30 protein-coding genes are annotated in these 24517 nt (G+C 31.5%); 23 read left to right on the top strand and 7 right to left on the bottom strand.

What is annotated here, in order from left to right:
- Both ACKI32_RS07250 and ACKI32_RS07245 read left to right on the top strand, forming a co-directional pair.
- The coding region (locus tag ACKI32_RS07250) for a peptidoglycan-binding protein (protein ID WP_407414948.1) at positions 1–1051 on the top strand (1051 nt) is incomplete at its 5' end.
- A 274-nt stretch (positions 1052–1325) separates the two neighbouring features.
- Positions 1326–1808 carry a transposase gene (locus tag ACKI32_RS07245; protein ID WP_407414946.1) on the top strand — a complete coding sequence of 161 codons (483 nt, stop codon included), beginning with the start codon at positions 1326–1328 and terminating at the stop codon, positions 1806–1808.
- A gap of 124 nt (positions 1809–1932) precedes the next feature.
- Here ACKI32_RS07245 and ACKI32_RS07240 read toward each other — a convergent pair whose 3' ends face one another.
- Complete coding sequence (locus ACKI32_RS07240) at positions 1933–2067, bottom strand: hypothetical protein (protein ID WP_296851874.1); 135 nt, start codon at positions 2065–2067, stop codon at positions 1933–1935.
- 73 nt (positions 2068–2140) lie between these two features.
- On the opposite strand from ACKI32_RS07240, the gene ACKI32_RS07235 reads away from it, so the two are divergent.
- Positions 2141–2371, top strand: a complete 231-nt coding sequence (locus ACKI32_RS07235; protein ID WP_407414944.1) for a hypothetical protein — start codon at positions 2141–2143, stop codon at positions 2369–2371.
- A 31-nt stretch (positions 2372–2402) separates the two neighbouring features.
- Positions 2403–2639, top strand: a complete 237-nt coding sequence (locus tag ACKI32_RS07230; RefSeq protein ID WP_407414952.1) for a transposase — start codon at positions 2403–2405, stop codon at positions 2637–2639.
- Between the two features lie 643 nt (positions 2640–3282).
- Here ACKI32_RS07230 and ACKI32_RS07225 read toward each other — a convergent pair.
- Positions 3283–4581 (bottom strand): hypothetical protein, encoded by a 1299-nt coding sequence (locus ACKI32_RS07225; protein ID WP_407414942.1) that lies wholly within the window; start codon positions 4579–4581, stop codon positions 3283–3285.
- Positions 4582–4639: 58 nt separating this feature from the next.
- Positions 4640–6427, bottom strand: a complete 1788-nt coding sequence (locus ACKI32_RS07220; protein ID WP_407414940.1) for a DUF4209 domain-containing protein — start codon at positions 6425–6427, stop codon at positions 4640–4642.
- Between the two features lie 214 nt (positions 6428–6641).
- Here ACKI32_RS07220 and ACKI32_RS07215 point away from each other — a divergent pair, with 214 nt between their 5' ends.
- Complete coding sequence (locus ACKI32_RS07215) at positions 6642–7952, top strand: hypothetical protein (RefSeq protein WP_407414938.1); 1311 nt, start codon at positions 6642–6644, stop codon at positions 7950–7952.
- 18 nt (positions 7953–7970) lie between these two features.
- On the opposite strand, the gene ACKI32_RS07210 is transcribed toward ACKI32_RS07215, so the two are convergent.
- Positions 7971–8534, bottom strand: a complete 564-nt coding sequence (locus ACKI32_RS07210) for a TMEM175 family protein (protein ID WP_407414936.1) — start codon at positions 8532–8534, stop codon at positions 7971–7973.
- Positions 8535–8656: 122 nt separating this feature from the next.
- Here ACKI32_RS07210 and ACKI32_RS07205 point away from each other — a divergent pair, with 122 nt between their 5' ends.
- From ACKI32_RS07205 to ACKI32_RS07125, 17 genes are all read left to right on the top strand, one after another.
- Positions 8657–9604: a hypothetical protein gene (locus tag ACKI32_RS07205; protein ID WP_407414934.1), complete on the top strand. Its 948-nt coding sequence runs from the start codon at positions 8657–8659 to the stop codon at positions 9602–9604.
- 330 nt (positions 9605–9934) lie between these two features.
- Entirely contained in the window at positions 9935–10060 is a 126-nt protein-coding gene (locus tag ACKI32_RS07200) for a hypothetical protein (RefSeq protein ID WP_407414932.1), read from the top strand.
- Between the two features lie 33 nt (positions 10061–10093).
- Positions 10094–10747, top strand: a complete 654-nt coding sequence (locus tag ACKI32_RS07195) for a flavodoxin family protein (RefSeq protein WP_407414930.1) — start codon at positions 10094–10096, stop codon at positions 10745–10747.
- Positions 10748–11014: 267 nt separating this feature from the next.
- Positions 11015–12202 (top strand): hypothetical protein, encoded by a 1188-nt coding sequence (locus ACKI32_RS07190; protein ID WP_407414928.1) that lies wholly within the window; start codon positions 11015–11017, stop codon positions 12200–12202.
- 1 nt (position 12203) lies between these two features.
- Entirely contained in the window at positions 12204–12980 is a 777-nt protein-coding gene (locus tag ACKI32_RS07185) for a hypothetical protein (RefSeq protein WP_407414926.1), read from the top strand.
- 66 nt (positions 12981–13046) lie between these two features.
- Complete coding sequence (locus tag ACKI32_RS07180) at positions 13047–13238, top strand: hypothetical protein (RefSeq protein WP_296811474.1); 192 nt, start codon at positions 13047–13049, stop codon at positions 13236–13238.
- On the top strand, positions 13223–13384 hold the full coding sequence (locus ACKI32_RS07175; protein WP_407414924.1) for a hypothetical protein: 162 nt from the start codon (positions 13223–13225) through the stop codon (positions 13382–13384). The genes ACKI32_RS07180 and ACKI32_RS07175 overlap by 16 nt, the downstream gene beginning before the upstream one ends.
- Positions 13385–13636, top strand: a complete 252-nt coding sequence (locus ACKI32_RS07170) for a hypothetical protein (protein WP_407414922.1) — start codon at positions 13385–13387, stop codon at positions 13634–13636.
- 24 nt (positions 13637–13660) lie between these two features.
- A complete protein-coding gene (locus ACKI32_RS07165; protein ID WP_407414920.1) occupies positions 13661–13924 on the top strand; it encodes a hypothetical protein in 264 nt (87 codons plus the stop codon).
- Entirely contained in the window at positions 13914–14510 is a 597-nt protein-coding gene (locus ACKI32_RS07160) for a glycosyltransferase family 2 protein (RefSeq protein ID WP_407414918.1), read from the top strand. Before ACKI32_RS07165 ends, ACKI32_RS07160 begins: the two co-directional genes overlap by 11 nt.
- A gap of 14 nt (positions 14511–14524) precedes the next feature.
- Positions 14525–15514 (top strand): hypothetical protein, encoded by a 990-nt coding sequence (locus ACKI32_RS07155; protein WP_407414916.1) that lies wholly within the window; start codon positions 14525–14527, stop codon positions 15512–15514.
- A 4-nt stretch (positions 15515–15518) separates the two neighbouring features.
- On the top strand, positions 15519–16376 hold the full coding sequence (locus ACKI32_RS07150; RefSeq protein ID WP_407414914.1) for a hypothetical protein: 858 nt from the start codon (positions 15519–15521) through the stop codon (positions 16374–16376).
- 13 nt (positions 16377–16389) lie between these two features.
- Positions 16390–17421, top strand: coding sequence for a hypothetical protein (locus ACKI32_RS07145; RefSeq protein ID WP_407414912.1), 1032 nt, complete (start codon positions 16390–16392; stop codon positions 17419–17421).
- On the top strand, positions 17414–18373 hold the full coding sequence (locus ACKI32_RS07140; RefSeq protein WP_407414910.1) for a hypothetical protein: 960 nt from the start codon (positions 17414–17416) through the stop codon (positions 18371–18373). The genes ACKI32_RS07145 and ACKI32_RS07140 overlap by 8 nt, the downstream gene beginning before the upstream one ends.
- 628 nt (positions 18374–19001) lie before the next feature.
- The gene (locus ACKI32_RS07135) at positions 19002–20108 is read left to right on the top strand and encodes a hypothetical protein (RefSeq protein ID WP_407414908.1); all 1107 of its coding nucleotides are present in this window, start codon (positions 19002–19004) and stop codon (positions 20106–20108) included.
- An 87-nt stretch (positions 20109–20195) separates the two neighbouring features.
- Entirely contained in the window at positions 20196–20324 is a 129-nt protein-coding gene (locus ACKI32_RS07130) for a hypothetical protein (protein WP_407414906.1), read from the top strand.
- A 76-nt stretch (positions 20325–20400) separates the two neighbouring features.
- Positions 20401–20667 carry a transcriptional regulator gene (locus ACKI32_RS07125; RefSeq protein ID WP_405309035.1) on the top strand — a complete coding sequence of 89 codons (267 nt, stop codon included), beginning with the start codon at positions 20401–20403 and terminating at the stop codon, positions 20665–20667.
- A 94-nt stretch (positions 20668–20761) separates the two neighbouring features.
- Here the strand turns inward: ACKI32_RS07125 and ACKI32_RS07120 are convergent, their stop codons facing one another.
- Positions 20762–21478 (bottom strand): helix-turn-helix domain-containing protein, encoded by a 717-nt coding sequence (locus ACKI32_RS07120; protein ID WP_405309036.1) that lies wholly within the window; start codon positions 21476–21478, stop codon positions 20762–20764.
- 127 nt (positions 21479–21605) lie between these two features.
- Positions 21606–21773: an AbrB/MazE/SpoVT family DNA-binding domain-containing protein gene (locus ACKI32_RS07115; RefSeq protein ID WP_405309037.1), complete on the bottom strand. Its 168-nt coding sequence runs from the start codon at positions 21771–21773 to the stop codon at positions 21606–21608.
- 167 nt (positions 21774–21940) lie between these two features.
- Between ACKI32_RS07115 and ACKI32_RS07110 the strand changes: the two genes are divergently transcribed.
- The gene (locus ACKI32_RS07110) at positions 21941–23257 is read left to right on the top strand and encodes a DNA cytosine methyltransferase (protein WP_405309038.1); all 1317 of its coding nucleotides are present in this window, start codon (positions 21941–21943) and stop codon (positions 23255–23257) included.
- Here ACKI32_RS07110 and ACKI32_RS07105 read toward each other — a convergent pair.
- Entirely contained in the window at positions 23254–24444 is a 1191-nt protein-coding gene (locus tag ACKI32_RS07105; protein WP_407414903.1) for an MvaI/BcnI family restriction endonuclease, read from the bottom strand. The two genes, ACKI32_RS07110 and ACKI32_RS07105, sit on opposite strands and share 4 nt — an antisense overlap.
- Positions 24445–24517 lie beyond the last annotated feature (73 nt).

Here is a 24517-nt window from a genome sequence, read left to right as displayed (position 1 = left end):
GCTGATAATGACTTTCACATCAAATAATGAAATAATACAACAGGACAAAAACAACATATTGACTGTCAGCCTGCACCAATACTTCGATAATGAAACCAAAGAGATATATGATTATGATAAGACCATTAACTTGCCTTTAACTGTTAAATTTTATACAAATGCCGGAACAATAGGTAATGTCGTCCTCGAAAACGGAACCGCTGCAATAACCTATTCACCGGGGGCAAATGTAAGAACAGTTTATGCCAAATTGAACGATCAAATACTGGAAATTCCAGTGAAATTGAAAAATGACTCCAAACTCACAGTCAATGATTTCACAGGATATTACAAATCAAACAAAAAGTTAGAAGTGAAAATAACAGATGGTAACGGTAATGGTCTTTCCAACAAAACCATTAACTTAACAATATCTGGAAGAACTTACAGTGAAAAGACAGATCAATATGGAACAGCAAGATTTTCCATCAATTCCAATCCTGGAACCTATAGTGCTAAAATAAGTTTTGCTGATGATGATTATAGAAATCAGAATAAAGATATTACTGTAAAAATTCAAAAGATCAAAACTTCTTTAAGTGCCAATAATCTTGTAAAATATTATAAGGACAGCAAAAAATTAACCATAAAATTCCTGGACAATAATAAAAAACCCGTGGCATCTAAAAAGATTAAACTTACTATTGCCGGTGAAAATTACTATAGCACTACCAATAGTAAAGGAATAGTCACTTTTGCTATAAATAAAGTGGGCAATTACAATGCAAAAATTACATTTGCAGGAGACAGCAAATATCAAAAATCCCAAGCAAACGTTAAAGTGTCAGTTAAGTTCAAAACTGTTTCAAAAGGCAGCAAGGATAAAGCTATGGTTAAAAAAATACAAAATGCCCTTAAAAAGAAAGGGTATTATAAAGGCTATAATTTAAAAGTAAATGGCATCTATGATAAACACACACAAAATGCAGTGAAACAATTCCAAAAATCAAAAGGATTAAAAGTAACTGGAAAAGTAGACCAAACAACTGCAAAAAAACTAAAAATAATATGAACTTATATGAAAATTTATAATTTAACATCTCCAAAAAAGAGCCAATTAAATTAGTTTTTGCTGTCTATCTATATAATTTGGCTCTTTACTTCTTTTATTTTTTCATCAAACATCACTTATTAAAAGATGAAAATCGGATTGTGGAGCTTTATAATATTAACTATTCTAGACCTGTTGATGATTTTTTAGTTTCTATTTAAAATTAGGTAGTATTTTTTGTGATTTATAGTTACTAACCAAACTTTTATTATAGATGACTGACAAATAATAAATTATGTCAGGAAAATCTAAAATTAATGTTTTTAACAAAATGACAAAAACTGCTTTAGATGAAGAAATAAGTGCTTATGTGGCTTATCATAGGTACTATCAGAGGTTAATTGCAGTTAAAATAGTTAGTGAAGGAAATACAATTGCAGATGCTGCAAATATATTGGGAAAATCCTATCAAACAGTCCACAGATGGATAAAAACTTGCGAATCTGAAGGATTAGAAGGATTAAAACCATCATTTGGCGGAGGGAGGCCATCAAAATTAAATTATGATCAATTGATTGAATTAGATAAAATCATTGAAGAAACACCAAATATGTCAATGAAAGATGTACATCTTCTTGTTAATGAAAAATTTAATGTAGATTATAGTTTAAAGCAAATAGGAAAAATTGTGATGAAATTAGGATACAATTACAGTAAAGCATATCCTAAATTTTCGAAATCTCCTGAAGATGCAGAAGAACAGCTAAAAAAAACTTAGAAGAACACAATTTATCTTCAAAAGATATTATTGTCTTATTTGATGAAGCATCCTTCCAAAATGAACCCTACACTCAAAAATCATTATATAAAAAAGGAACAAAACACACACAAACTGTAAATCCTTACAAATTTAAAATCAATGCCACAGGATCCTTAGCAATTAATGGAAATTCAACCATCACAATCACAAATTCTTCAACAGCACCAGAAATAGCAATAGCTCTCTTAGAATTAAGATGTGCTAATACAAAAAACAAAAATACAGTAAAATTATTAAATAAAATAATCGAAGAAGTTAACTTAACTGATGAAGAAATAGATGAAATTTTAATGGAAAACAATGAAAATAACAAAGTTTTCACAGAAAAAATAATAAAAACAATTGAAAAATATAAAGATGATACGACCTCAACAATTGCTAGAATCATCGGAAAACACTGCAATCGAGAATCAATCAATAATGTGAAAAAAAGAAGAGAAATAAGAAGAAAAATAACCTTAAATCTACTGGAAAAAGAAAACATAAAACAAAAATACAAACCGAACAAAGAATATGTTTAATCTTAGATAATTACAGCGTTCACAAGTCTGCATTCATCAAAAAATAGCACTACATCTCAATATTGCATTAATATACCTTCCACCATACTCCCCACATCTAAATCCAATAGAACAAATATGGAGACAAATGAAACGAGAAATTAAACATTATTATCTAGAATCAAGAGAATTTTTACAAGAATTAACAATAAAAACCTACAATAAATCGATTTCTGGAACGAAAGTTTATGACAAATGGCTCGAAACATTTATAACAAAAGTTTGGTAACTAACTATAATTAGAATCGTTTAAATCATGAAAATAAGTAATTTAAAGAACTTTAAAAAATTAATCATCAACCAAAAAACATGTTAATCATCAACCACATAAATTTTTTAAATGTATTGAGAAATGTTGATGCTTAGTATTATACCAACAATACTATACAAAATATAAGCACCCGCCTAAAAACAGCCAAAACAGCCTTAAAAAATAATTATTTAAAAACTGTTTTTATGAAAATAAGAAAGAATAATTATTGATTAACCTATTTAATAACCGATACCAAGTTATCATGTGCTGAAATAAATATTAAAGTTTAATAGATCTTATAAAGACCATAAATCATTTAAAAATCTTGTTGCCCGTATACTATACAAAATATTTACTACTTTTCGCTCTCAAATTATAATATACAAACAAGAGGTATATATATTTTTATTACTTTTAAATTTGCCCCATATTTCAAAAGTTTTATTACTTGTTTTATATAAAAAAAATAATGATTAATATAATAAATAATTACCAATCAAAATATGGAAAAAGTTAACATTTCTATCTGTTAACCGAGTGTATTAATTTATAAAATTTATTGCAGGTTTTCTAAGAATAATTATTATAATTGATAAAGTTGAAGATTAAGGACATAAACTCAAAGATTTCCAGTTATATAAATTAAAGTATCTATTATAAAAATCAACCTCAAAGCAACAATTTGATTTGCATCAACAACCCCTGTGTGTGCTATTCCATTCCGATTTACTTGTCCAATATCTTCTTTAAAATCTATATCATCACCTAATGGTTTCAATATTTCAGAAATGAACATTATATTAACTTTATTTAAAAATTTTTCCCATGGATCATCATTAGTACATTGATTTAACTTATTTTCTAAAGATTTCCTTAAACCCCCAAACATTTTATTAACACCCAATTCATCCCTCAATATTCCCTCAAGCTGTAATGTAAGAATAATTACAGCAGCCTCATATTTTCCGTTCATATAATTAAATATGGCTTGTTCAATAACAGTTCTTCGAATATCGGATAATCGCCAACCATTAACTTTTTCTATTATTAAATTAGGATTATCATAATAATTATTTAAGAAGAATTGGTTAAAGTTTTCATCATCACTTTTGGATAATTCTTCATAATATTCCTTATCTATTGTTGGGATAATCCACCAGTCATCAAAAACTATTCTTCTTATAAAATCTAATGTGAAAACAGATTTTATCCAATCATCATCACTTTCACAAACACACGAATATAACTCTCTTGCAAATATCTCTTTTTCGATAATGATTAAATTCAAATTAATATTTGCAAATGTTTGCATAGCCGTATTTGCAATTAAATTAATTTGATTCCAATTAATTAAATTAAAACTTTCATGAACTCTAGTTAATGCATCATTTGTTAAGGTTAACTTTTTAATTAGATCAATTGGAGGCATCATTTTAACAAATAAATCAACTTGAGATATAAATGGAGCTATCATCTGACTTTGAAGACTCATCATTTCTACGGCTTGATTAATTATTGGAGAATCATATATTTGCATAACTTGATCAGAAACCCTCATAAAATCATTTAAAGAATTGTTAATCAAATCAATGGGGAGATTATTAGTCGCAATCATGATTTGTTTTTCACGCTCTTTTTTTAAAGTAGTATAATGCTCTTCAAATGACTTTAAGAATTCTTCTTGAACATTATTAGTTTTTGTGTTAAATTTTGGAAAATAGAGTTTATTGTTTTCAACAAACTTCAATAATACTTCACTTAATTCATCATCAGATATGGAAAATTCATTTAATGAATAATCAGGTTCTATGATTAAATCATAAACAAAATTTTTTAATGTATACTCCGGATTTTCAATTAGATTTACTAAATTATCACCGATTTCCTCATTCATTGTAAAATTATAATCAATGCCCATAACTACCGCCCATAAATCTTAATTTTGGAAAATAATATTTGAATTCACCAGTCCCTTATTAATCATTCCTTTTTAAATTTAATTTAAATGCACATATTTTAAGCAATGCTAAAATCAATAAATTTGCATTACCCCAATAATAATCTCTTTTTTTCATTAAAGAGTGTGCCACTTTATTTCTTAAATTAAGTCCAGATTTATCTATTAGCAAATATTTAAAAAAGAAAAGATCATCTTCAGAAATTAAATCAAAAGTTCCATATTCCAATAGCTTATTTAAAGATTTATCCTGAGTTGCTCCATCGCCGGTTGGTTCTTTAATAACATTGTCAATACTGTAAACTAATTTAAGCATCCCCTCAATTTTTAAAATTAATGAATCAATAGTTAAAATAAAGTTAGGTTGTGGGATATTATACAAATAAATTAATTCCAATTCATAAAAATAATTATTAATTATTGGGACAATCATCATGAAATAGGGATTTTCTCCCACATTTGGGATTTCACTCCAACCCAACCAAGTTTCTTCTTTTAGGAATTGTAAAACAATTTTTGGAGATAATTTTCCTTTAAAATATGCAGTATTGATTATTCGTGAAATGAAAGGCAAATAAAAAATTGAAATACCCCATGAATAATATTCCATAACAGCATGATTATCTTTTTCTTCATCCGATACGATTTTTTCAATGACAAATCCATTTTTGTCACGTAAATTTTTTGAAAAAGCATGCAATAAAGGAAAATCCCTCTTAGATTTTTCAACAAATTCTAAACCGCCCTTATGATGCTTTGTTAATTCTGGATCATTCATCAAATATTGTAAAATTTCATAAGAACTACAATTTTCAACAATACGGTCAGCATAATCAAATACCCCATCCATTATTTCAGAATAATTTTCTATTTCTTCAGAATGTTTGAAATATTGAAAATCTGCAGAAAATTTTTCATACTGTTTTAATAAGGCCTCTGCTTCTGAATTTGCACCACCTTTCTTATAATTTTCACTAGCTAAAATACAGAAATCTGCCTTGATATTTGCATTATCATTCTGATCCATGAGACATTCATACATTTTACCAATTTCTAATCTCCAATTGTATTGTGAGTTTTTATCAGTTTTCTCACCCAATTCAAGAACATCAATAGCACCCTGAGGATTTATTGAACTAATATTCTCATAAATATTCCAACAAATTGTATTTAAATTGCCCACATCTCTGAAATTCTTTTTTTCATCTAAAATATGTTGAATTAATTTACAAGGAATTAAATAAAGCTCATTATTCCAATAATTTTCATTATTGATAATCTCAATTATTTTATTTTTAATTCGGGATTTATTATACCCAAATTTAAATGAAAATCTATAAGAATTAATTATTGTTATAACATAAAAACTATCGATTGATTTATTTTCAATAATCTCATTTTCCACATCATTAATTAATTCAAAAGATGAATCTGAACATATTCTGGCTTTATCAATATGAGGATATTTATTACATAATATGGCTGAATATCTAAACTTAAGGAACTTGTTATTAACGGAATTCATTCTATTTTCAATGTATTTAAAATCTTCTTCAGATAGATTATCTAAATTAGGAATCGTAACCATTTTTCCATCATTATTTTCAATAGTGAATACTCCGTCAACCTTAGCATCAATTATTCTAAATTCCAAACATGTATGTTCACACTTAATGGCTTTTTTATTTTCTTCATTAATTGTCTCTTTTAAAAATGAATTAATCCTTTCTTTAATATTTGAATAATTACTTGAATTTATTGTTTCCATTAATTCATACATATCTTCTAAATTTTTAAGTTTTTCCATAATATCACCATTAAAGACATAGAAGTTATCAAGATGAAAGATAGTTTTATTATTATAATAATTTATTCAATTATATTAATTAAACTAGTTTTGCTTGCCAAATAATTAATTGATATTAAACTTTAATTTTTACAAATAGTCCACAAAGTTTACATTAATTTTATTATATATTTTATATAAAAAATATAATATATAATATAATAAAAAATATAAAATGATTAATATGGGAATTACTGATTACATAAAAACAAGATTATTGAATAATCGTGTGGAGCAGTACAACACCAAGCGCAGCTATTGGGGTGAAGATGAAAGGCAGCCTAAAACTGATGGGATCAATACTGGTCTTGACTTGCCTGATGCACTTCCACCAGTTATTAATAAGACAATAGCTAATGCCCGTTATGCTGTTAAACTTGACGGTTACACTTCAGGAATATTGAAAAACAGAATTGATAAAGCTAATGTAAATATGGTTCTTGTTGATAAGGAAAACAAATTATCTCAGGAACAGAAACTAACTTTGATTTTATGGGCCAGAAAAATTGACATTTCCCAAGTAGCTAAAAATATTCTACAGGGAGGAATGGTTGATGGAGAAGGTCTGATTAAGCCAGTACAAAGATGGGATAAATCCATAGGCAAATACATTAAACCTATATTTTTAGAAATCGGCGCTCACGGTTACGGATTAAAAAAAGAATTCAATGACGATAATGAAGTGCAGCTATACCTTCATGAAATGCCTAAGGATATTGTTAACGGATCTCCGGAAGAGTTTGATAACTATGTCAGTGTTGAAGAGGGAACATTAACGGTCAAGTACGAACCAACTGATGTTATTAACTTCATGTATAATGAGATTTACTCAGAAGCGCAAAGCATTATCCTGAATTGCCTTGATGATATATACCACAAGTGTAATTTGGAGAGAAATCAGGTAGAGAGAATTAATAAAGATAATATTATTGAAGTTAAACCTGCAATGGATGCAAACGGTCAACCATATATTACTGAACTTTCATCCACTGCTAAGGAAAATCTTTATGCTGATTATGGAACTACTGCCGGAAGCAATGTAGCTATTGTACCCCCAGGAATTGAATCCAAAATATTAGGTGGTAACAACTACCAGTCCGATTATACAAGACAAACTGAAATCTTTAGGAATAATATTTTAAGAACTTTTGTAACTCCACAGTCTCAGGCAGGTAATGAGAAATCCAACCAGAACGTTGCGGAATACATTAACGATTCAGCAATTACTGGTTTCATTGTTAATGTTGCAAATGACCAGAAGTGGGTGTTAAAGTATTGCAATCAGCTATTGAATATGCAGCTGGAATTAATGGGAGTTAGTGAAACTTTAGATATTTACTTCAGCTATTCAAGAGATGATGTTTTAAGATACATTATGGAATTGTCTTCTGAAGGTGATGAAATCTATAAGAATTATCTTTCCAACTTTGAAGAGGAACAGCCTGTAGGTGAGAGAATCCTAACTGAAAGTGGGGTTGAAGTATAATTATGCTTCAATCCTTTTTTAGCTTCTCAGGGAAGCTATTATTGACCTTACCATTGTTATCAGACAGCATATGCTTATTGCAATCGGATAGCCTAAAAGCGCAATGACAAATCCAAATATGAAGATTACAAAAGGAGTGTACAATGCTGTTTGAATGTTCATCGCCCTTTTTATGTAGTCCCTGTTTTCCTCGTTGACTTTAAGCAATGATTTTGCCATTACAAATAGAATTATGTCAACCGCAATGAAGTCCAGGCCATATATCGCCTGCGGAATGAATGAATTGGGGTTGTTTGCAACAAAAGTCGTAATATAAGGAACAAGTGAAAAAACGAGCATCAAAAGGATATTCAGCCAGATTATCCTTGTATTGATTTTGTCGACATGATTGTAGATAATGTGGTGGTATTGCCATAGGTTGGCGCACACAAGAAAGCTTATGAAGTATGCGAAATAGGATGTTCTTAAAGCCCAGATTGATGCAAGGGATGCTGTTGCAGGCTGAGGCAATTCCAAAACAAGCACTGTCACTATAATTGCAATGATTGCATCATAAAAAGCTTCAAGCCTATTTGTATCCATAAGATTCTCTTCACCCATGGTATTGTATTTGGAATTTATGTTATTTGAATTATTTTATAATAAAAGTTTATATAAAATAAGTAATAAAATATATAATAAATAATATAATAAAATGTGATAAGATGAAACATGAACTTTTTAAAATCGGATCATATGACTACTCCGACCTGGATGATAGACTTGACAAACCTGTAATATGGAGCGAAGATGATCTAAAGCTAATAGCTGAAAACTATAGAGGAGGAATTCCACTAACTTCAGAGCATGACAATATCTACGTTGGCATCGGAAATAATATTGAATATGAGGAAGGTAAGCTATTCATTGAAGTTCCGGACGAACTGGATATGGAAGGAAAAGGCCTATCTCCTAAAGTTGATGTCTTATTAAAAGATAAAGGAGATTCATTTGGAATTGATACTATGAGCTTAATAGATGTCGGTGTAACTAAAAACCCTAGAAAAATTACCTTATTGAATTCTGAAATAACTGGTGAAACTGGAAATCCTGAACCTGCACCACAACCTCAGCCTGCACCTAGCAAAGATGCTAATGTCGCAACTAGCTTGCTTTTAGAGAAGCTGCAAGGTAAAGATGCTGAGATTGGAAAGCTTCAGGATGAAATAAATAATCTTAAAGAAGAATCTAAAAAATATGATGAGATTAAAAAAGCTATTGAAGAAAATAAGGAATTTATAGATTCTAAAGATGATATTCTAAAAGAATTATCTGAATTAAGAAAAGCTGAAAACGAAAGGAAAATAAAAGAATACGAAGCCAAATACAACTTTAATTATAATGAAAACCCTCAGGATAAAGAGATAATTGATAAGCTATTGTCCGGTGATGTTGATATGGAATTAATGGAAAAACTGGCTGAGAGAAGAATTAAAATTGAAGCTAGTAATGATGGTTCAACTCCTGGTGGCCGCAATCCTTCAAACTCTGGTGATGTTGGAGAAACTGGTGAAACTGGCAACACTGGAGATGAAGATGCACCATCCTTTACAACTCGTGAAGAATATAATAAGATATTAAAAGATATGGGTTTTAATCGTACCAGAATTTAGCGATGATGGTGTTTTATTGCTTTTCACCGGAGCTAAAATTTTTGATATGTAGGAAACTCGTTATTGTTGGGGAAGTGTTTAATGTGACGCTTCTCCTTAAAAATTATAATTAAGTTTACCAAACTTAACCCCGAACCGACCGCTAAAGGGTCGGTTCTTAAATTTGACAAATTCATCTATGCCAAATCCATAAACTCGGAACAGGGGGACAAGCCCCTGTTCCTCGGACTTGACAATGACATTATTGTTATGTCTATAGTATAGCCTTTCGCTAACGCTCAAGGCGTCCAGTCCTCGCTTACGCTCGGACGGAACATAATCTTTTATTAGTTGTTTACCTACACAATCCTGACAAGAGAGGATTTACTTTTCAAAAGCAAGTTTCTGATAATGGCTGAGGTTAATGTTAATCTGGATTTGGCTAAGGCTATTGTTATCGTTAATGTTATTGATTAAATTTAATTAATTTAATTTTGAAATATTATAATCATGAGAGTAATTGTTCTTAATGCGAGTCCAAGGAAAAAGGCTAATACTGCAGAATTATGTAAACAGGTAGTGAAAGGCGCTGAAGATAATGGTGCTGAAGTTGAATATATAGATTTATACAGTTATGACTTTAAAGGTTGCATGAGCTGCTTTGCATGTCACCTAAAGAAAAATAAAGAAAATCCATTATGTTATTGGAGGGATGATTTAAAAGAGATTCTTAAAAAATGTCTTAAGGCAGATGCAATTGTTATAGGCACACCAATATATTACGGTTCAATCACATCTTCTGCTCAGGCATTCCTTGAAAGGCTATTGTTTGCAGCAGACACTTATCTGCTTGATGAGGAAGGAAACAGAATTTCCAAAATCAAAAAAGAAATCAAAACCGCAATGATTTATACAATGAATGTCACAGAAGAGATGAGCTATTTCAATGGTGAAGACCAGCTTGCAATAATGAGGGGATATCTTACAAACATATTTGGAGAATGTGAAGCGCTATATGTTTATGATACAAAACAGTTCAAACAGTATTCCGCATATCTGAATAATATGTTTGACCCTGAACTCAAAGATCAAAGCAATAAAACACAATTTCCCAAAGATTTAAAAAGAGCCTATGAACTGGGCCGAAAAATATCTGGGGAATAAATCTTTTTTTATTTCTAATCATACTTTGCTTATTGAATTTATCAATGTTAATGTCAATTAAATCAAAAGCAGGGTTCTGGTTTTAATTATCTGATGCATATATCACATTAACAATCGTGGTTGTTAATATTCGACTTGTTTTCAACACACATATATATATCAAAGTGTAGGGGAAAACAAAATCCGAATATTGAATCGTTAATGTTAATGTTAATATTACTTTTTTTATTATATAATTTATATAAAAAGGATAATAAAATATTAATTATGACATTGCAGAAAAAATTACAAATCAATATTGTCATGAGCAATTACAACCAGAGGAGCAGTAGCTATTCATCAAGCTATGATTATATCTTCCTGGATAATTTAGCCAGCAGTTCTTACTCCAATTATTTCAGAAGTGATTTGAAAAACCTGAAGATCAAAACAATTGGCGGTACTGAATGTCAGGCATTATACATTCCAGCTTATGGATCTCAAGGCGCAGCAATACTTGCAAGAGTTCCTGTTGGCCAGATTTCACAAACCACAAAGCTACTCTTGGACGTTCATGATACCGGAACAGCATTTTCAAGCACTTTATCAACTGGTAATGATGTATTAATGTTTGATGCAAATAATGATACATACTCACAATTTTTCATGAACTACTCAGGTTTATCATCAAATAATGATTCAACAGATGGAGGGCATTTCTTAAGAGCCAGATTTGTTCCAAACCTTGAGGGAACTTCTCCAACTGATTTATTTACAACATTTGCTTCAGGTCAACCATTAGCCAACAATCGTGTTGTTGTAGCCAGATTCAAATATATTAACGGTAATGTTTTTGTTAATGATAATGCAACATATCATGGTTCAACCATTGGAGGCATGATGATGCAAATTGATGGAACTCTCTCACCTGATGAGTCCAATGTAAAAGCCACTACCTGCTATTGGGGCGGTGAAAAAGATTATTGCATGTTTACTGGTGCAAAAACTTTAGTATTGGCCAGTTCATTTGACGCCTACAACGAGGGAAGTGATGAGGAGGGAAACTGGAAACAATATCATTTTCATGACCGTGTGGGAACCGGTTCATCAAATACATCAGATTATCTTGAAGGATTCAGCAGGAACAATCCAAGTAAAATTTATCAATCCAATTATGCTGAGATTGAAATCTCTCCAACATTGTATGCTACAACTGATTTTGAAGATTTCAACTATGTTGATTTGAAATGGATGATGGTATTTCCATCCCCATTGTTTGCAGCTAATGGAATTGCCCAGGTAACTGTAACTGAAAGGGATAAAACTGGCATTCGATTATATAAAGGAAGTCATGAGTATACCAAAGCTTACAAAGGCTCAACGTTAATGTGGGATGCCAATGATGAGGACATGAGCGATACTGGACTTCATATTCCAGATAAAATTATTAACCATAATTGGGATTGGGTGTTTTAAAATGATTATAGATTATCAGGATTCATCAACAATAGGACATGGCCGTGGATATCCGACAGGCCTTGAACATACGCAGAAAATGGACGTAATAGCTTGCCTTCTTGATGAGGGCGAAAGGACATATGTTAATGATGAGCATACTGCTTGGATTTGTTCCAATCAGTGTGCGGTAGGGGATATGGTAACATTGGACATGTCTTCAACTATGGAGCATACAATAGTCAGAAAAGCTCAGGCAGGTGAACTGGCTTTCGGTTATCTTTTAGGCAAAGTCCAAGTCAAGACTTCAGGTTTGACTCTTGTTACTGTGGCAGTGCTTGGTGATGTTTTCAGACTGAAACTCAAAAGGCCAGTAGCTGAAGATATATTGCCAAATACAAGAATCTACATTGACAGTGACGGTGAATGCAATCCGGTTGAAGGCCATGATTTAAGACTATTGTCAATAGTTAATCTCCAAAATAATGAGGATACAGATTACATTAGAGTTTACCGTCAGATGTCTGAGGTGGAAATGTATCCGGAATCTCAGAACTGCATTGATCTTGGAGACTGCAGTTTTGAACAGGATGAAATCACACATGTCGTTAATATGATCGTACCGACAGAATCAAACATCATGGCACAGGCCAATTATGTCAAGGATGCAGATGGTGTTACCTATTGTGAGCTTCCGGATGTAGCTATTGTCAATAATGTAAGGTTCGTATGGGAAGACAACAAACTGTACATGGAATGGGAAGGTTGTGATGATGGCCAAAATGTATATTTTATATAAAATAAATAATAATTTATATAATAAATTACATAATAAAATATATAATATTATTAGTGGGGGATTAACATGACAATAAGGAAACTCGTCGGAACTTTAGAAAACAAAGGACCATACATCGACCAGTCAACAGGCCACTGGTTCTACTGGAACGGCACAAGATACGTCGATTCAGGATATCCTTATGCCGTTAAACCCATAATATCATTTAAAATCGAAGATGGAATATTATACTACTCAATAACTTGGGAGGCACAATGAAATACATAAAATACTTTGAAACCGTTGAAGAGTACGAGTCCTGGATGAAAATAGAAGAAAACGCTGAAGAAGTATACCAGTCAGAAGAAAAGATTCTTGTTGACGGAGTAATCTTAAGCCACACATATAAAGAGGAGGAAATTTAAATGATTTACGAATTCCTGGAGAAAAACAGAAAGGACATTGACATTTTAACTTCATTTCTTGTTACAGCTATTCCAATAATCATGTTATACTCAGAAGCATTGGGAATCAGTGAAAACACCATTCCTTATTGTATTCTCATGATCGTATTGGGAATAGCCAGTCATTACGCAAGCAGAATAAGAGGCGAAGGAGATGTGGAAGACGCCAAACAAAAAGCTAAAAGAGTTTTGGGCTACCCTGAAAAACAATAAACTTCTCTGGAGGATATTGCTATCATGAACCAATTAAAAAAGAAGATAATCATATGCAACTTTACCAAAACAATTTCAAGTGCTGTTTTAACAGCAGTTGCCATCAACATTATCATGACCAATGCCACAAAGTATGCTTTAATCGAAGGACTATTGCCGTTTACATTAGCCATTGTCATTGTTGGATTAATTGATATTTATGAGTATAGATGCGAGCGGGAAGATAAGGACGTTATTGATGATTTGGATGAAAGACTTCAAAAGCTGGAGGAAGTTAATGAAAGGTAAAATCCTCATTGCAGTTCCAACCTTTGAGACCATCAAACCGGAATGCTTCAAAAGCATCTATGGCCTGACAAATCCTAAGGATTTTAATCTCTACTTTGATTACGTTAAAGGCTATGACTGTGCACGTGCAAGAAACGAAATAGCTAAACTAGCAATCAAACATGACTTTGATTACGTGCTGATGGTAGATTCAGACGTTAGTGTTCCAAAGGACGCTCTTTTAAAGCTATTGGAATGTGAGTCAGACATTGCTTTAGGATGGTATTTCAAGAAGAGAACAAGAACAGATGAGTCTGTTATCTTTGATTTTGGAAAAGACTTCACGGGTGAAAACATGATTTATGCAAAAACATTGTCAGAACTCAATGATCCGTTTGAAGTTAAAGGTGGCGGTCTTGGAATCAGTCTCGTTAATGTTAATGTCTTTAGAAAAATGGCATATCCATATTTCAAATATGTAATCTATGATAACGACACAATATTGTCTGAAGACTTGTATTTCTGCAGTGAAGCAAGAAAATATGGAATGAATATCAAATGCAACCCAAATGTAAAAGGTGACCACATATATGAAGTGTTAATGTAAAATAGGTGATGTTAATGTCAAATCAAACAGTTTTATTGGAAGCAAGAAAAGAAGTCACTACATTTCTCCTGGATGATGGAGATATAACATCAAAGGAAGTAGTAACAGAAACCGGCCAGGATATCGGTTATGAATACACTGATAAGCTATATCCTGAAGATACCGTTGCAATTTCTCCAAATTCACAGATAGGAAAAGAAATGGTTAAAAAATACACAGGCGACAATGATGAAGTGCCGATAGGCATTATCGTTAATGATCCTGTCGTTATGGATAATGGCCATAGAAAAGCCAGTGTGTTAGTGTTAGGTCAATTATACAGACTCAAACTGGCCGGTAATGTTAGTGATATTTCACCTGCTGATAAAATAAAATTAAGCGAAAACGGAGCTATTAAAGATTCTTCAGGTGAATTTTTGGCTTTACATCCGGTAGAAGATTCTGATGAATACAATTACGTTAATTGTTTTAAAATAGCTAGTTCAGGAAGTACAGGAGCAACCGGTGCTAAAGGCGACACCGGAGACACAGGACCTGCAGGGCCAAAAGGCGATACCGGAGATACAGGAGCAACAGGTGAAACTGGTCCGAAAGGAGATACAGGAAATACTGGTGCAACCGGAGCAAAAGGTGATACTGGTGCTAAAGGAGACACCGGAGATGATGGTGAAAGTATTGATGTATACAAAGACAATGCCCACAGACAGATAATATTTTCAGGTGCAAATACAGGTGCCGTTATTTATTTCGATGAAATAACTGGACCTAAGGGAGACACTGGTGCCACAGGAGCGACAGGTGATACTGGTGCTAAAGGTGACACAGGAGATACTGGAGCAACAGGTGCAACCGGACCAGTCAATCTAGCAAGCAGCCTAGACACTACAGATACAACAAACGCAATTAAAAATGCACCGGTAGCTACAGCTATTGAAAACCTGCAAACAAGCATCGGAACAATAACATCCACACAAACCGCTAACTTAAATCTATTGGGGAGCTAACTAAATGACATTTACACCACCCGACTTTTCACAGATTCTAGCTAATGAACAGACAATGAATTCCAGACTGACATCATTAAGAAACAATTTAAGAACAGGATTAACAAATGCTGGGATTAGCTACAGTCAATCCGATACCATCAATCAATTGATAGACAAGTATGAGATTCTTCCGATATTCAAAACGGATGTTAATGTCAACCCAAACACTGCCGGAAAACTAGGAACATTGTATAAGATGGCAAACATCAGTGCTGCAACATGGTCAAGTGCCAACAATGGAAAATATCATGTCGCATATACAAATGATACCACTCAAGACCAATTCGAAGAAGACGACTGGTATTATACAGCAGCATTCGGCAAATTCATCACAACACCAGGAACATTCTATTACGGGGACAATAACGGATGGAGAATAGAATCAAAATTCAACATAACCGACGGATGGAACGGACTTATGGGAATAGGATTTCTGATAGATGCAAACGGCAGCGAATCAGGAATGGTTAAAGACTACAATGCCAGCGGATATACAGGAACATTCATAGGTTCCGTTGGAGGATATCCTGGAGTATTCTCACTTGATGACGGATGGGGATTGGAGAGGAGTTCAGTACATGACAATGACCATGCCTTCCCTTCAGGAACAATGATTCTGGAGAAAGGCGATGACTATGAGATGAGCTACCTTTTCAAAGACACAAATGGAAATGAATTGATGTCTGGAACTTGGGATCCGTTTGACACATGGAATTCAGATGAGATAGTATTTGGCGCATACGGATCTGACGGCTACAAATCATATAGCCATACCACCTGCAATGCATGGGAAACCAGAATATATTATGAACCGGAATAGGGAGGATGTTAATGTGAGCATAGCAAGCAATGTTATTTTAGAAAACACAAGACTTGGAACAACAAGAACAAAAATCAGAAACAAACTGACTGAGTATAATATCTGGTGGGACAATACACTCACAATATTTGAACTCGCAGAAAGACTTGTTCTGATGTTTTCAGTGACTGTATTGAACACAGTAAAATCAACAATAATTACACCTGGAGGATTCGAATATAGCGTAACATTACAGGATTCCGGAGTCCCGGTTGACTGGTGGATTGATGGAGTTCATAGTGTTGTTAGAACCAACAGCAATGGAAATTCCGCTGTTACTGTGCAATATGTTCAGGATGCTACTGGAACAGTTGTCTGTAAAGTCGGAAAAAAGGAAGCTATAAACGTCAATTATACTTGCGTTCCATTTGTAAGCTTTTCAGACTATGCGTGGGATTACAATACTGACAGTTATGACATTGTAAAATACCCAACAAGCATTTCACACACCTTTAACATAGGCGAGGTAAATTATTCCGAAGTATATAACCTAGCAAAAGATGTGGGAAGCTCAAGTGTTGTAATGGCAATACCTAAAGTATATTCCGGAGGCATTGGCGGAACTAACGGAATTCATATGGAAGTAGCCATCTATCAGAAAAAGGACAGCAATCAGGGATGGGGAGATGCAATAGCTTTAGTCAATTCAAAATCATTAAGCCACTACAGAGACACTAAGATTTTGGAATTGGGTGCATATCCAAGTAAGAAAGGATTGAAATATTCAACATCTGACCATGTGGTAAGGGAATTGAATGTTAGCTCAGGACAATTGACACTGGATTCACAACTTTATTACTTTGATTTATATTACGACAACGGATATGTTAAAGCAACAATAAGAGCAGGTTCAAATTCCATATATTCTTATGAAGGAGATATAAGCGATAAGATAACATTCGATACATTTTATCCGGCAGTAATGATTTATGATGCAGGAGGACACATCCAATTTGAAAGTATAGAAATAGAACCATGGACACACGAGGTGGAAAACAATGAGTGAAACAGAATGGATAGCAATCGGAAGAGTAGTCGGAGATACCGGAGAAAAAGGAGATACTGGTGACGCATTCACTTATGACGATTTTACGCCGGAACAGTTAGCCGGACTGAAAGGAGATACCGGCGATACCGGACCGGCAGGACCAAAAGGTGATACGGGTGATAAGGGAGAAACTGGTGCGAAAGGTGATAAAGGAGACACGGGCGAGACTGGAGCAACTGGAGAAAAAGGAGAACAAGGACTTAAGGGAGATACTGGAGACACAGGAGCTACTGGAGATACTGGACCGGCCGGCGCAAAGGGGGACACTGGAGCTACTGGCATTGGTACTACTATTAAAGGTTCGTATAACACTTACCAGGAATTAGTTAATGCTCATCCGACAGGCAATGATGGCGATAGCTATTTGGTTAATGGTTCCCTTTATGTTTGGCTTAATAATGCTTGGGAAAACGTAGGAAACATAAAAGGAGAAAAAGGTGACACTGGAGATACAGGTTCTCAAGGTGTTAAAGGAGATACTGGTGATAGCGGAGCTAAGGGAGACACTGGAGCAAGTGGACCAAAAGGTGATACTGGTGCAACCGGAGCCGCTGGCCAAGGTAGTGATGAAGAGGCAGGCTGGAAACTGCCAGTTGATCAAATATTAACTACAACAACATTGCCTACAGGCGTCAGTGCAGGTTATCGTGTAGCTATTGTTACCAGTTCTGTTATGGCCATTAAGGAGTATAATGGAACATCATGGGAAACAGAATCTCTTGATCCGTATTCAGTGATACCATTAAAGCATTCCGGAAGCATACAGATGTATTTGGCAAAATCAACAGGCCCGGTTTACATGGGCGTTGAATATGGAGTCTTTGGTAAGTTTCGCTTTATGACACAATCAGCATATGATGCGTTAAGTAGCTATGATAATGATACAATTTATTTTGTAAGAAGTTCCTAACGGATATTAGGAAAAATTGTCTGATGAAAGGTTAACAGAAATTATCTAATGTAAATATTTCAAAGCATATAATCAAAGTAAATCTTTAGAGTATAAATCTTGATGCATCCCAAATAGATAGAAATTTTGGAATTAGAACAAATCATATTTCAAAAGTTCTTGGAATTAAGACCATAACCTTGTTGAAAGCTGTAATCTGGAAGATACTATTGTGTATGGTATAGATTAACTGATAAGAGGGAAACAAATTAGATTATCATAAGTTGTGAATAAATTTTAAATTGTATGGTAATATGCCGTAATTTTATGGTACATGTTAATTTTATAAAATAATATTTATTAATATAAGTATATGAGTAATTGTCCTAATTGTAATGCAGATATTACTGATAAAGCAAAATTTTGTGAAAATTGTGGTGAATTTATAGAGTTATTTGATAAACAAATTAAATATGATGATAAAAAATCATTAAATGATTTTGATAATTTAAAAAAAATCATAATTGAAACTTTAAATATTCAACATGATGACCGTATTAACTTAAAATTCAATTATGAAAATATCATATTTTATCTACTTGAGTTGACTAATATTAGGAATATTTTTAATAATCATGGAATAGATTATTTGGAAATAAAAGATATTCTTAAATCATTAAATGATTGTTCTGAAGATATAATATTATATGAATTTTTATTAGAAGTAAATAAATATTATATTTCTCAAAAAAGGTCTATTGAAAAAGAATATTTGAATGCTGTTGTGTATACAAATATTAGTAATGAACTTCTTCATAATCAGAATTTTAAGCATATTTTAAGTTTTTTTAATTTAGATATTTTTGATTTTAAAGAGTATATTTTTAAAATTGATGAAAATGAAATTGGAGGTTATATTGATTCTGATTATTATAAAAATAATTTAGATAATATAAAAAAAGACTTTGATTTAAATTGCGTAATGTTTAAATATGCCGAAAAGGTTAGAGATGCTAATTATATTAAATATAATGCATTGAAAGAAGTTTATTCATTTTTTGGATATTTAACATTCATTGAAAAATTTGATCGTGTATTAACTAAGTTTCATATTAATGATTTGGCATTAAATAATCAAATTTCAGATTTAGAATGTAATGCTGTTATAATTACAAAACAAAACAATGAAGTTATTAATTTATATGCTCAACATAAACTTATTATTTCAGCCAATAAAATTGAAAAATCTAAATGGAATGATACTAATTTAAATGAATTTTTAATTAAAAATTTTAATTCAAAGAATAAAAATAAAATTTCTAATTATATAAAGGAATATTTTTATTTATTTTATTTGGCTTCAAACGAAAAAATGTTAGAAAATTCATTCATTAAATTTTGGTCATTGAGTGAAAAAATATTAAAAGATATCTGTGGAGACATGAAAGATACCCAATTAAAGAAATTCATGATAAATATCTTGAAATGTTTCAACAATTTCGAGTCTATGATTGATAAAATAGATATAATTTATAAAAAAAGGAATTCGTTTGTTCATGAAAATAAACATGATGAAATTACACAATACGATCGAACATTAGTAAAAACCATTGCTGAAGAATTAATTTGTTTTTTAATAAAATATTTGGATGATGTGAATGATATTAGAGAATATTGTATAATTTTAAACTATTACAATAAAAATGATGATTACAAAAGAAGGGTCATTGAATTAATAAATTTAACAATAAATTAAGCTATTCAGTAACAGTGTTAGTGTAGTTTGTGTAACTAAATACTATATCCATTATAGTTATTAAGGATTCAAGCACATCATAGGATATTGAATCCTGATTCATACTCTGTTAGTTCATTGAAGCATTCTGAAGAAATACAAATGTATTTGCTAAATCTTCAGGGTAGGTATACATGGGAGTTGATTAGGGAGTCTTTGGAAAATTCCGCTTCATGACACAAGCAGCATATGATGCGTTAAGTAGCTATGATAATGATACAATTTATTTTGTAAGAAGTTCATAAGTGATAGTATGGAATTGTCTGATGAAATGTTAACTGAAATTAGCTATGTGAATATCTCAAAGTACAGGACTAAAGTAATGAAGTCCTTGGATGGGGAAGTTTTGATACCATCCCAAATAGCTAAAAACTCAGGGATTAGAACAAACCATATTTCAAAGGTTCTAGCGGAATTAAAAGCACATGAACTTGTTGAATGCATTAATCCAGAAGTTAGAAAGGGTAGATTATATCGACTTACAGATAAAGGTGAAGAAATAGTTAATAAAATAGAATAAATTCTTTTTAATCAATAATACCTAATAATTATTTTTCTTATTGTTCTAGTAATAAATACAATATCTAGTCTATTTGAAGTATATTATGAATAAATTAGTCTATATCTTCAATATTCAATCCTTGTTCAATATATTTTATTTTTCTTCTTTCGAAATCTTTAACTGTATTTATAAATGAAGGATTTGAAATATAAAGTGCTTGATAAAATATACTATTGTATGAAGATAATATTTTTAACTCTTCTAATTCATTTCTAAGTGTTAAAGCACTAATTCCATAACGATTAATACTTTTTCGTTTATTAAAAATATCTTGTAAGTCATCATATTCGCATCGGGTTGTGCTTGAATTTTTTCTACAGAAAACATCTGTTTTCTCATAATATTTAGACCCCTTAATAGGTAAAAAGGGGATGTATTCTGGTGTAAAATCGATTTTTATAATTTTAAAGGACTTATTTTTCAAATCACCCCATTCATCTCTTTCATCATAGTCAATTTGATGAATATCATATCTTAATTCATGAGGTAAATATTTTGCCAACTGTTTTTTCATGTCAGTTGTATCAGTATTAATTTCAAGGCCACATGGTTTAAGGCCATTTTCTGTATCTTCTACACCCAGTATAATTATTCCTCCATTTGTATTGGCCATTCCAATAATGTGTTTTGCTAAAATGGGGGTTTCAATTTCAATTTCTTTAAATTCATAATCATCGTATTCTGTAGTTAAATTCATCAAGGAATCTTTTAATGTAACTCTATTTGGATCATCAAATAATTTAGCAAAATTCTCTTTAATACTATTCATAATATTCACCTTATAACTTATATCAATAATTAGATATCGCAGATTGTAAATTCTCTTATATTCTCCGGTACATGATTAAAAAAATATTTGCCATAAAATATGGTAAATCTATACATAATTTTTATTTTCATCGTTTAGCTATTTTTAATTCTAATGTTTCTGTCTCTGTATTAAGTATCCACTCTAATGTGTCGCCAGATCCAATATTTAATGCTTTTACATATGTTTTTGGTATTGTTGTAATCAAGGAAATTTCACCTTGATTTCTCACTTTTGTTTTTTCTTCAATATTCATATGTACTTATATATAATTTATCTTAAATAACATTTTTGCATTGTTTAAATAGTTGAATAAATAACATTTAAATAACATTAAGAATATATATTTACTCAAGTCATGTAAAAAACATAATTTTATATGAATTAATTTTGATAAATAAAACTATATTCGAGGTGACATAGATGCCATATGCTATTGATTTATTTTCTGGTGCAGGAGGAATGAGCGAAGGGATTATCCAAGCAGGATTCCATATTTTGTTCTCTAGCGATATTAACGAAGCTGTACAGAAAACATACATTAATAGACATAAACAATTAGGTTTGATACAAGGCGTTAATACACATTTTGAATTGGCTGATATAAAGGATTTAACAGGAGACCTTATAAGAAATTCAATATCTAACCTTGATATTTTTAAAAATAAAGAGATACCTCATATTGATGCTATATTTGGGGGACCTCCTTGTCAAGGTTTTAGTAGAGCCGGTAGAAGAGACCCAAACGACCCTAGAAATAAATTATTCAAAGAATATGTTCGCGTAATTGATGAAGTCCAACCAGATTATGTCGTATTGGAAAATGTTGCGGGTTTCTGCGATATGAAACTCTATGATTTTGAAGGTTTACAGGGAAATAACTATGATGATATGATTATTCCAGACATCCTTAAAGAAGAATTAAATTTAATAGGATACGATATTTTAGAACCAAAGATTCTTAATGCGGCTAATTATGGAGTTCCTCAAAGAAGAAATAGAATAATCATAATGGCTTATAAAAAAGGTATGAAACCTCCAAGTTATCCTAAACCAACACATGATGAAAATAATATGGTTTCACTTCAGGATGCAATTGGCGACCTTATTGGCAATCAAAGAATAAAAGAAGACGTCAACCCTGTCTTAACACCATATCAGTTAGACTCAATTAATGGAAGAACTCCTAATGTAAATGGAAAGCCTATTGCTTCTAAAATGATATTGAACAATGATTTATCAAGGCATTTGCAGTTGATTAAAGAAAGATTCTCTTTATTTGAAGAAGGCGAAACAGGCACTAATTTAAGAAATAGGATTATTACTGAAGGAATTGACCTATCTGACAAACCTACCATATTAAATCATTTAGCAAATAATTCCAAACTCACAAAAGATGAAATCATTATTAAATTCAAAAATGCTGATGTTGATGATGAATTAGTTGATAGTTTATTAACTAAAAAAAATATGAGGCATAGATTAAGCAGGAATGAACCTTCTGCGACTATCGTGACAATTCCTGATGATTATATTTCCCCATTTGAAAATAGAACTTTAACTGTTCGTGAATCTGCAAGACTCCAATCTTTTGATGATAGTTTTGAATTCTTAGGCAAAAGAACTACAGGTGGAAAAAGGAGACGTATTGAAGTTCCTCAATACTCCCAAGTAGGTAATGCCGTCCCACCATTATTAGCTAAAGCTATTGCTTTAGAAATAATAAAAATTTTAAATTAATTTGATAAATTATATTCCTTAATTTCAGGGAATAATTTATTTAAATTCTTTTTTGATATTTTAAAGAGATATCCATGATCTCTTGCTTCGCCATTTTCTTTAATATGCATGGTGAAATCAAGTGTAATAATACCCGATTCGATTAATAAATCAAATATATTTGCTTGAGGATTTTTTGTATGTGTTATTTTAGAATATCTAAAATATTCCGTATTGTCAACAATCTTTGTTTCTGCACCTATCCAAAAAGTTTCAGGATGTTTTTTAAGTAGTGATTTATGTAATTCTTCAAAATCCCACTGTACAACTTCTCCTTTAGATTGATGCATAACATATAACATATTCTCATTAAAATCAGTTTGCAAATATAATCCTTGATTATTGATAATTTGATTTGCTTTTAAGGAACATTTTAAGTTAATTCTTCCATTTGATTCATATCCAAATTCTTCTAATAACTCTTTTGATGAATGATAATTACTATTTCTCCAATCAGGAGTTTTTGAAAATAAATTGCTTCTATTTGTTATTTTTTTATGCTTGTTCATTCTATAAGTTTTAATTTCAATACCTTTATAATCAGGCTTTCTAGAACTGTTTGGTTTAATTTGAAGTTCTTTTTCTAAAGTCATTCCAACACCAGTATCACCAGATACTACCGTCTGCAGAAATCCCTTATTATGAATAGCTTTGATTTTATTATATAATTCACGTGCAATATTTTGTTTTTCTTCTGATAATTTTAGCAACTCTTGATATACATATCCTTTGGAAGATAAAGAGTGTATGGTTTTTTCATCTGATAAATTGATTAAATATACTATTTTTTTGTCAGTTGCTAAAGCAATAAAACTATTTGCTTCACAGTAGTTTTTTATTTTTCTAAACCAAATTCGAGGGTCTCCCTTTTTAGTTTTTGGTCGATATAATGAGCATTCTAAATCAACAGTCTCAGTAGGCAGAATAAGTTTTGCATCTAATGTGGCTCCATTTTCTTTTTGTCCTTGTCCTTGTGTTTCATAATTATGTAAGTTATTTCTTTTTAAAAAATTTCTAACGGGTATTGTAGCATCAATAATTCCTTTCTCATATCCTATTTCAGTAATAAATAAAAAAGACATATCTAAATTAAGTTCAAAAAACAATGGTAAATATTCTTGCAATTCCTTCCAATTATCCTTATTCATTTTAACCACAACTTTTCTGTTGTTTATAACTATCAAAATTAGATAAAATAATGATTAATGTACATTAGATACA

The sequence above is a fragment of the Methanobrevibacter sp. genome (assembly GCF_045611865.1).
Taxonomy (GTDB): domain Archaea; phylum Methanobacteriota; class Methanobacteria; order Methanobacteriales; family Methanobacteriaceae; genus Methanocatella.
Note: the sequence above shows the minus strand (reverse complement) of the source record. Positions and strands in the feature narration are given on the sequence as shown.

Excerpts from the sequence above, each read along its gene's own strand:
- ACKI32_RS07245 (WP_407414946.1), top strand. The coding sequence starts at position 1,326 with ATGTCAGGAAAATCTAAAATTAATGTTTTTAACAAAATGACAAAAACT.
- ACKI32_RS07235 (WP_407414944.1), top strand. The coding sequence starts at position 2,141 with ATGGAAAACAATGAAAATAACAAAGTTTTCACAGAAAAAATAATAAAA.
- ACKI32_RS07225 (WP_407414942.1), bottom strand. The coding sequence starts at position 4,581 with ATGGGCATTGATTATAATTTTACAATGAATGAGGAAATCGGTGATAAT.
- ACKI32_RS07220 (WP_407414940.1), bottom strand. The coding sequence starts at position 6,427 with ATGGAAAAACTTAAAAATTTAGAAGATATGTATGAATTAATGGAAACA.
- ACKI32_RS07215 (WP_407414938.1), top strand. The coding sequence starts at position 6,642 with ATGATTAATATGGGAATTACTGATTACATAAAAACAAGATTATTGAAT.
- ACKI32_RS07210 (WP_407414936.1), bottom strand. The coding sequence starts at position 8,534 with ATGGATACAAATAGGCTTGAAGCTTTTTATGATGCAATCATTGCAATT.
- ACKI32_RS07205 (WP_407414934.1), top strand. The coding sequence starts at position 8,657 with ATGAAACATGAACTTTTTAAAATCGGATCATATGACTACTCCGACCTG.
- ACKI32_RS07195 (WP_407414930.1), top strand. The coding sequence starts at position 10,094 with ATGAGAGTAATTGTTCTTAATGCGAGTCCAAGGAAAAAGGCTAATACT.
- ACKI32_RS07190 (WP_407414928.1), top strand. The coding sequence starts at position 11,015 with ATGACATTGCAGAAAAAATTACAAATCAATATTGTCATGAGCAATTAC.
- ACKI32_RS07185 (WP_407414926.1), top strand. The coding sequence starts at position 12,204 with ATGATTATAGATTATCAGGATTCATCAACAATAGGACATGGCCGTGGA.
- ACKI32_RS07180 (WP_296811474.1), top strand. The coding sequence starts at position 13,047 with ATGACAATAAGGAAACTCGTCGGAACTTTAGAAAACAAAGGACCATAC.
- ACKI32_RS07170 (WP_407414922.1), top strand. The coding sequence starts at position 13,385 with ATGATTTACGAATTCCTGGAGAAAAACAGAAAGGACATTGACATTTTA.
- ACKI32_RS07165 (WP_407414920.1), top strand. The coding sequence starts at position 13,661 with ATGAACCAATTAAAAAAGAAGATAATCATATGCAACTTTACCAAAACA.
- ACKI32_RS07160 (WP_407414918.1), top strand. The coding sequence starts at position 13,914 with ATGAAAGGTAAAATCCTCATTGCAGTTCCAACCTTTGAGACCATCAAA.
- ACKI32_RS07155 (WP_407414916.1), top strand. The coding sequence starts at position 14,525 with ATGTCAAATCAAACAGTTTTATTGGAAGCAAGAAAAGAAGTCACTACA.
- ACKI32_RS07150 (WP_407414914.1), top strand. The coding sequence starts at position 15,519 with ATGACATTTACACCACCCGACTTTTCACAGATTCTAGCTAATGAACAG.
- ACKI32_RS07140 (WP_407414910.1), top strand. The coding sequence starts at position 17,414 with ATGAGTGAAACAGAATGGATAGCAATCGGAAGAGTAGTCGGAGATACC.
- ACKI32_RS07125 (WP_405309035.1), top strand. The coding sequence starts at position 20,401 with ATGGAATTGTCTGATGAAATGTTAACTGAAATTAGCTATGTGAATATC.
- ACKI32_RS07120 (WP_405309036.1), bottom strand. The coding sequence starts at position 21,478 with ATGAATAGTATTAAAGAGAATTTTGCTAAATTATTTGATGATCCAAAT.
- ACKI32_RS07115 (WP_405309037.1), bottom strand. The coding sequence starts at position 21,773 with ATGAATATTGAAGAAAAAACAAAAGTGAGAAATCAAGGTGAAATTTCC.
- ACKI32_RS07110 (WP_405309038.1), top strand. The coding sequence starts at position 21,941 with ATGCCATATGCTATTGATTTATTTTCTGGTGCAGGAGGAATGAGCGAA.
- ACKI32_RS07105 (WP_407414903.1), bottom strand. The coding sequence starts at position 24,444 with ATGAATAAGGATAATTGGAAGGAATTGCAAGAATATTTACCATTGTTT.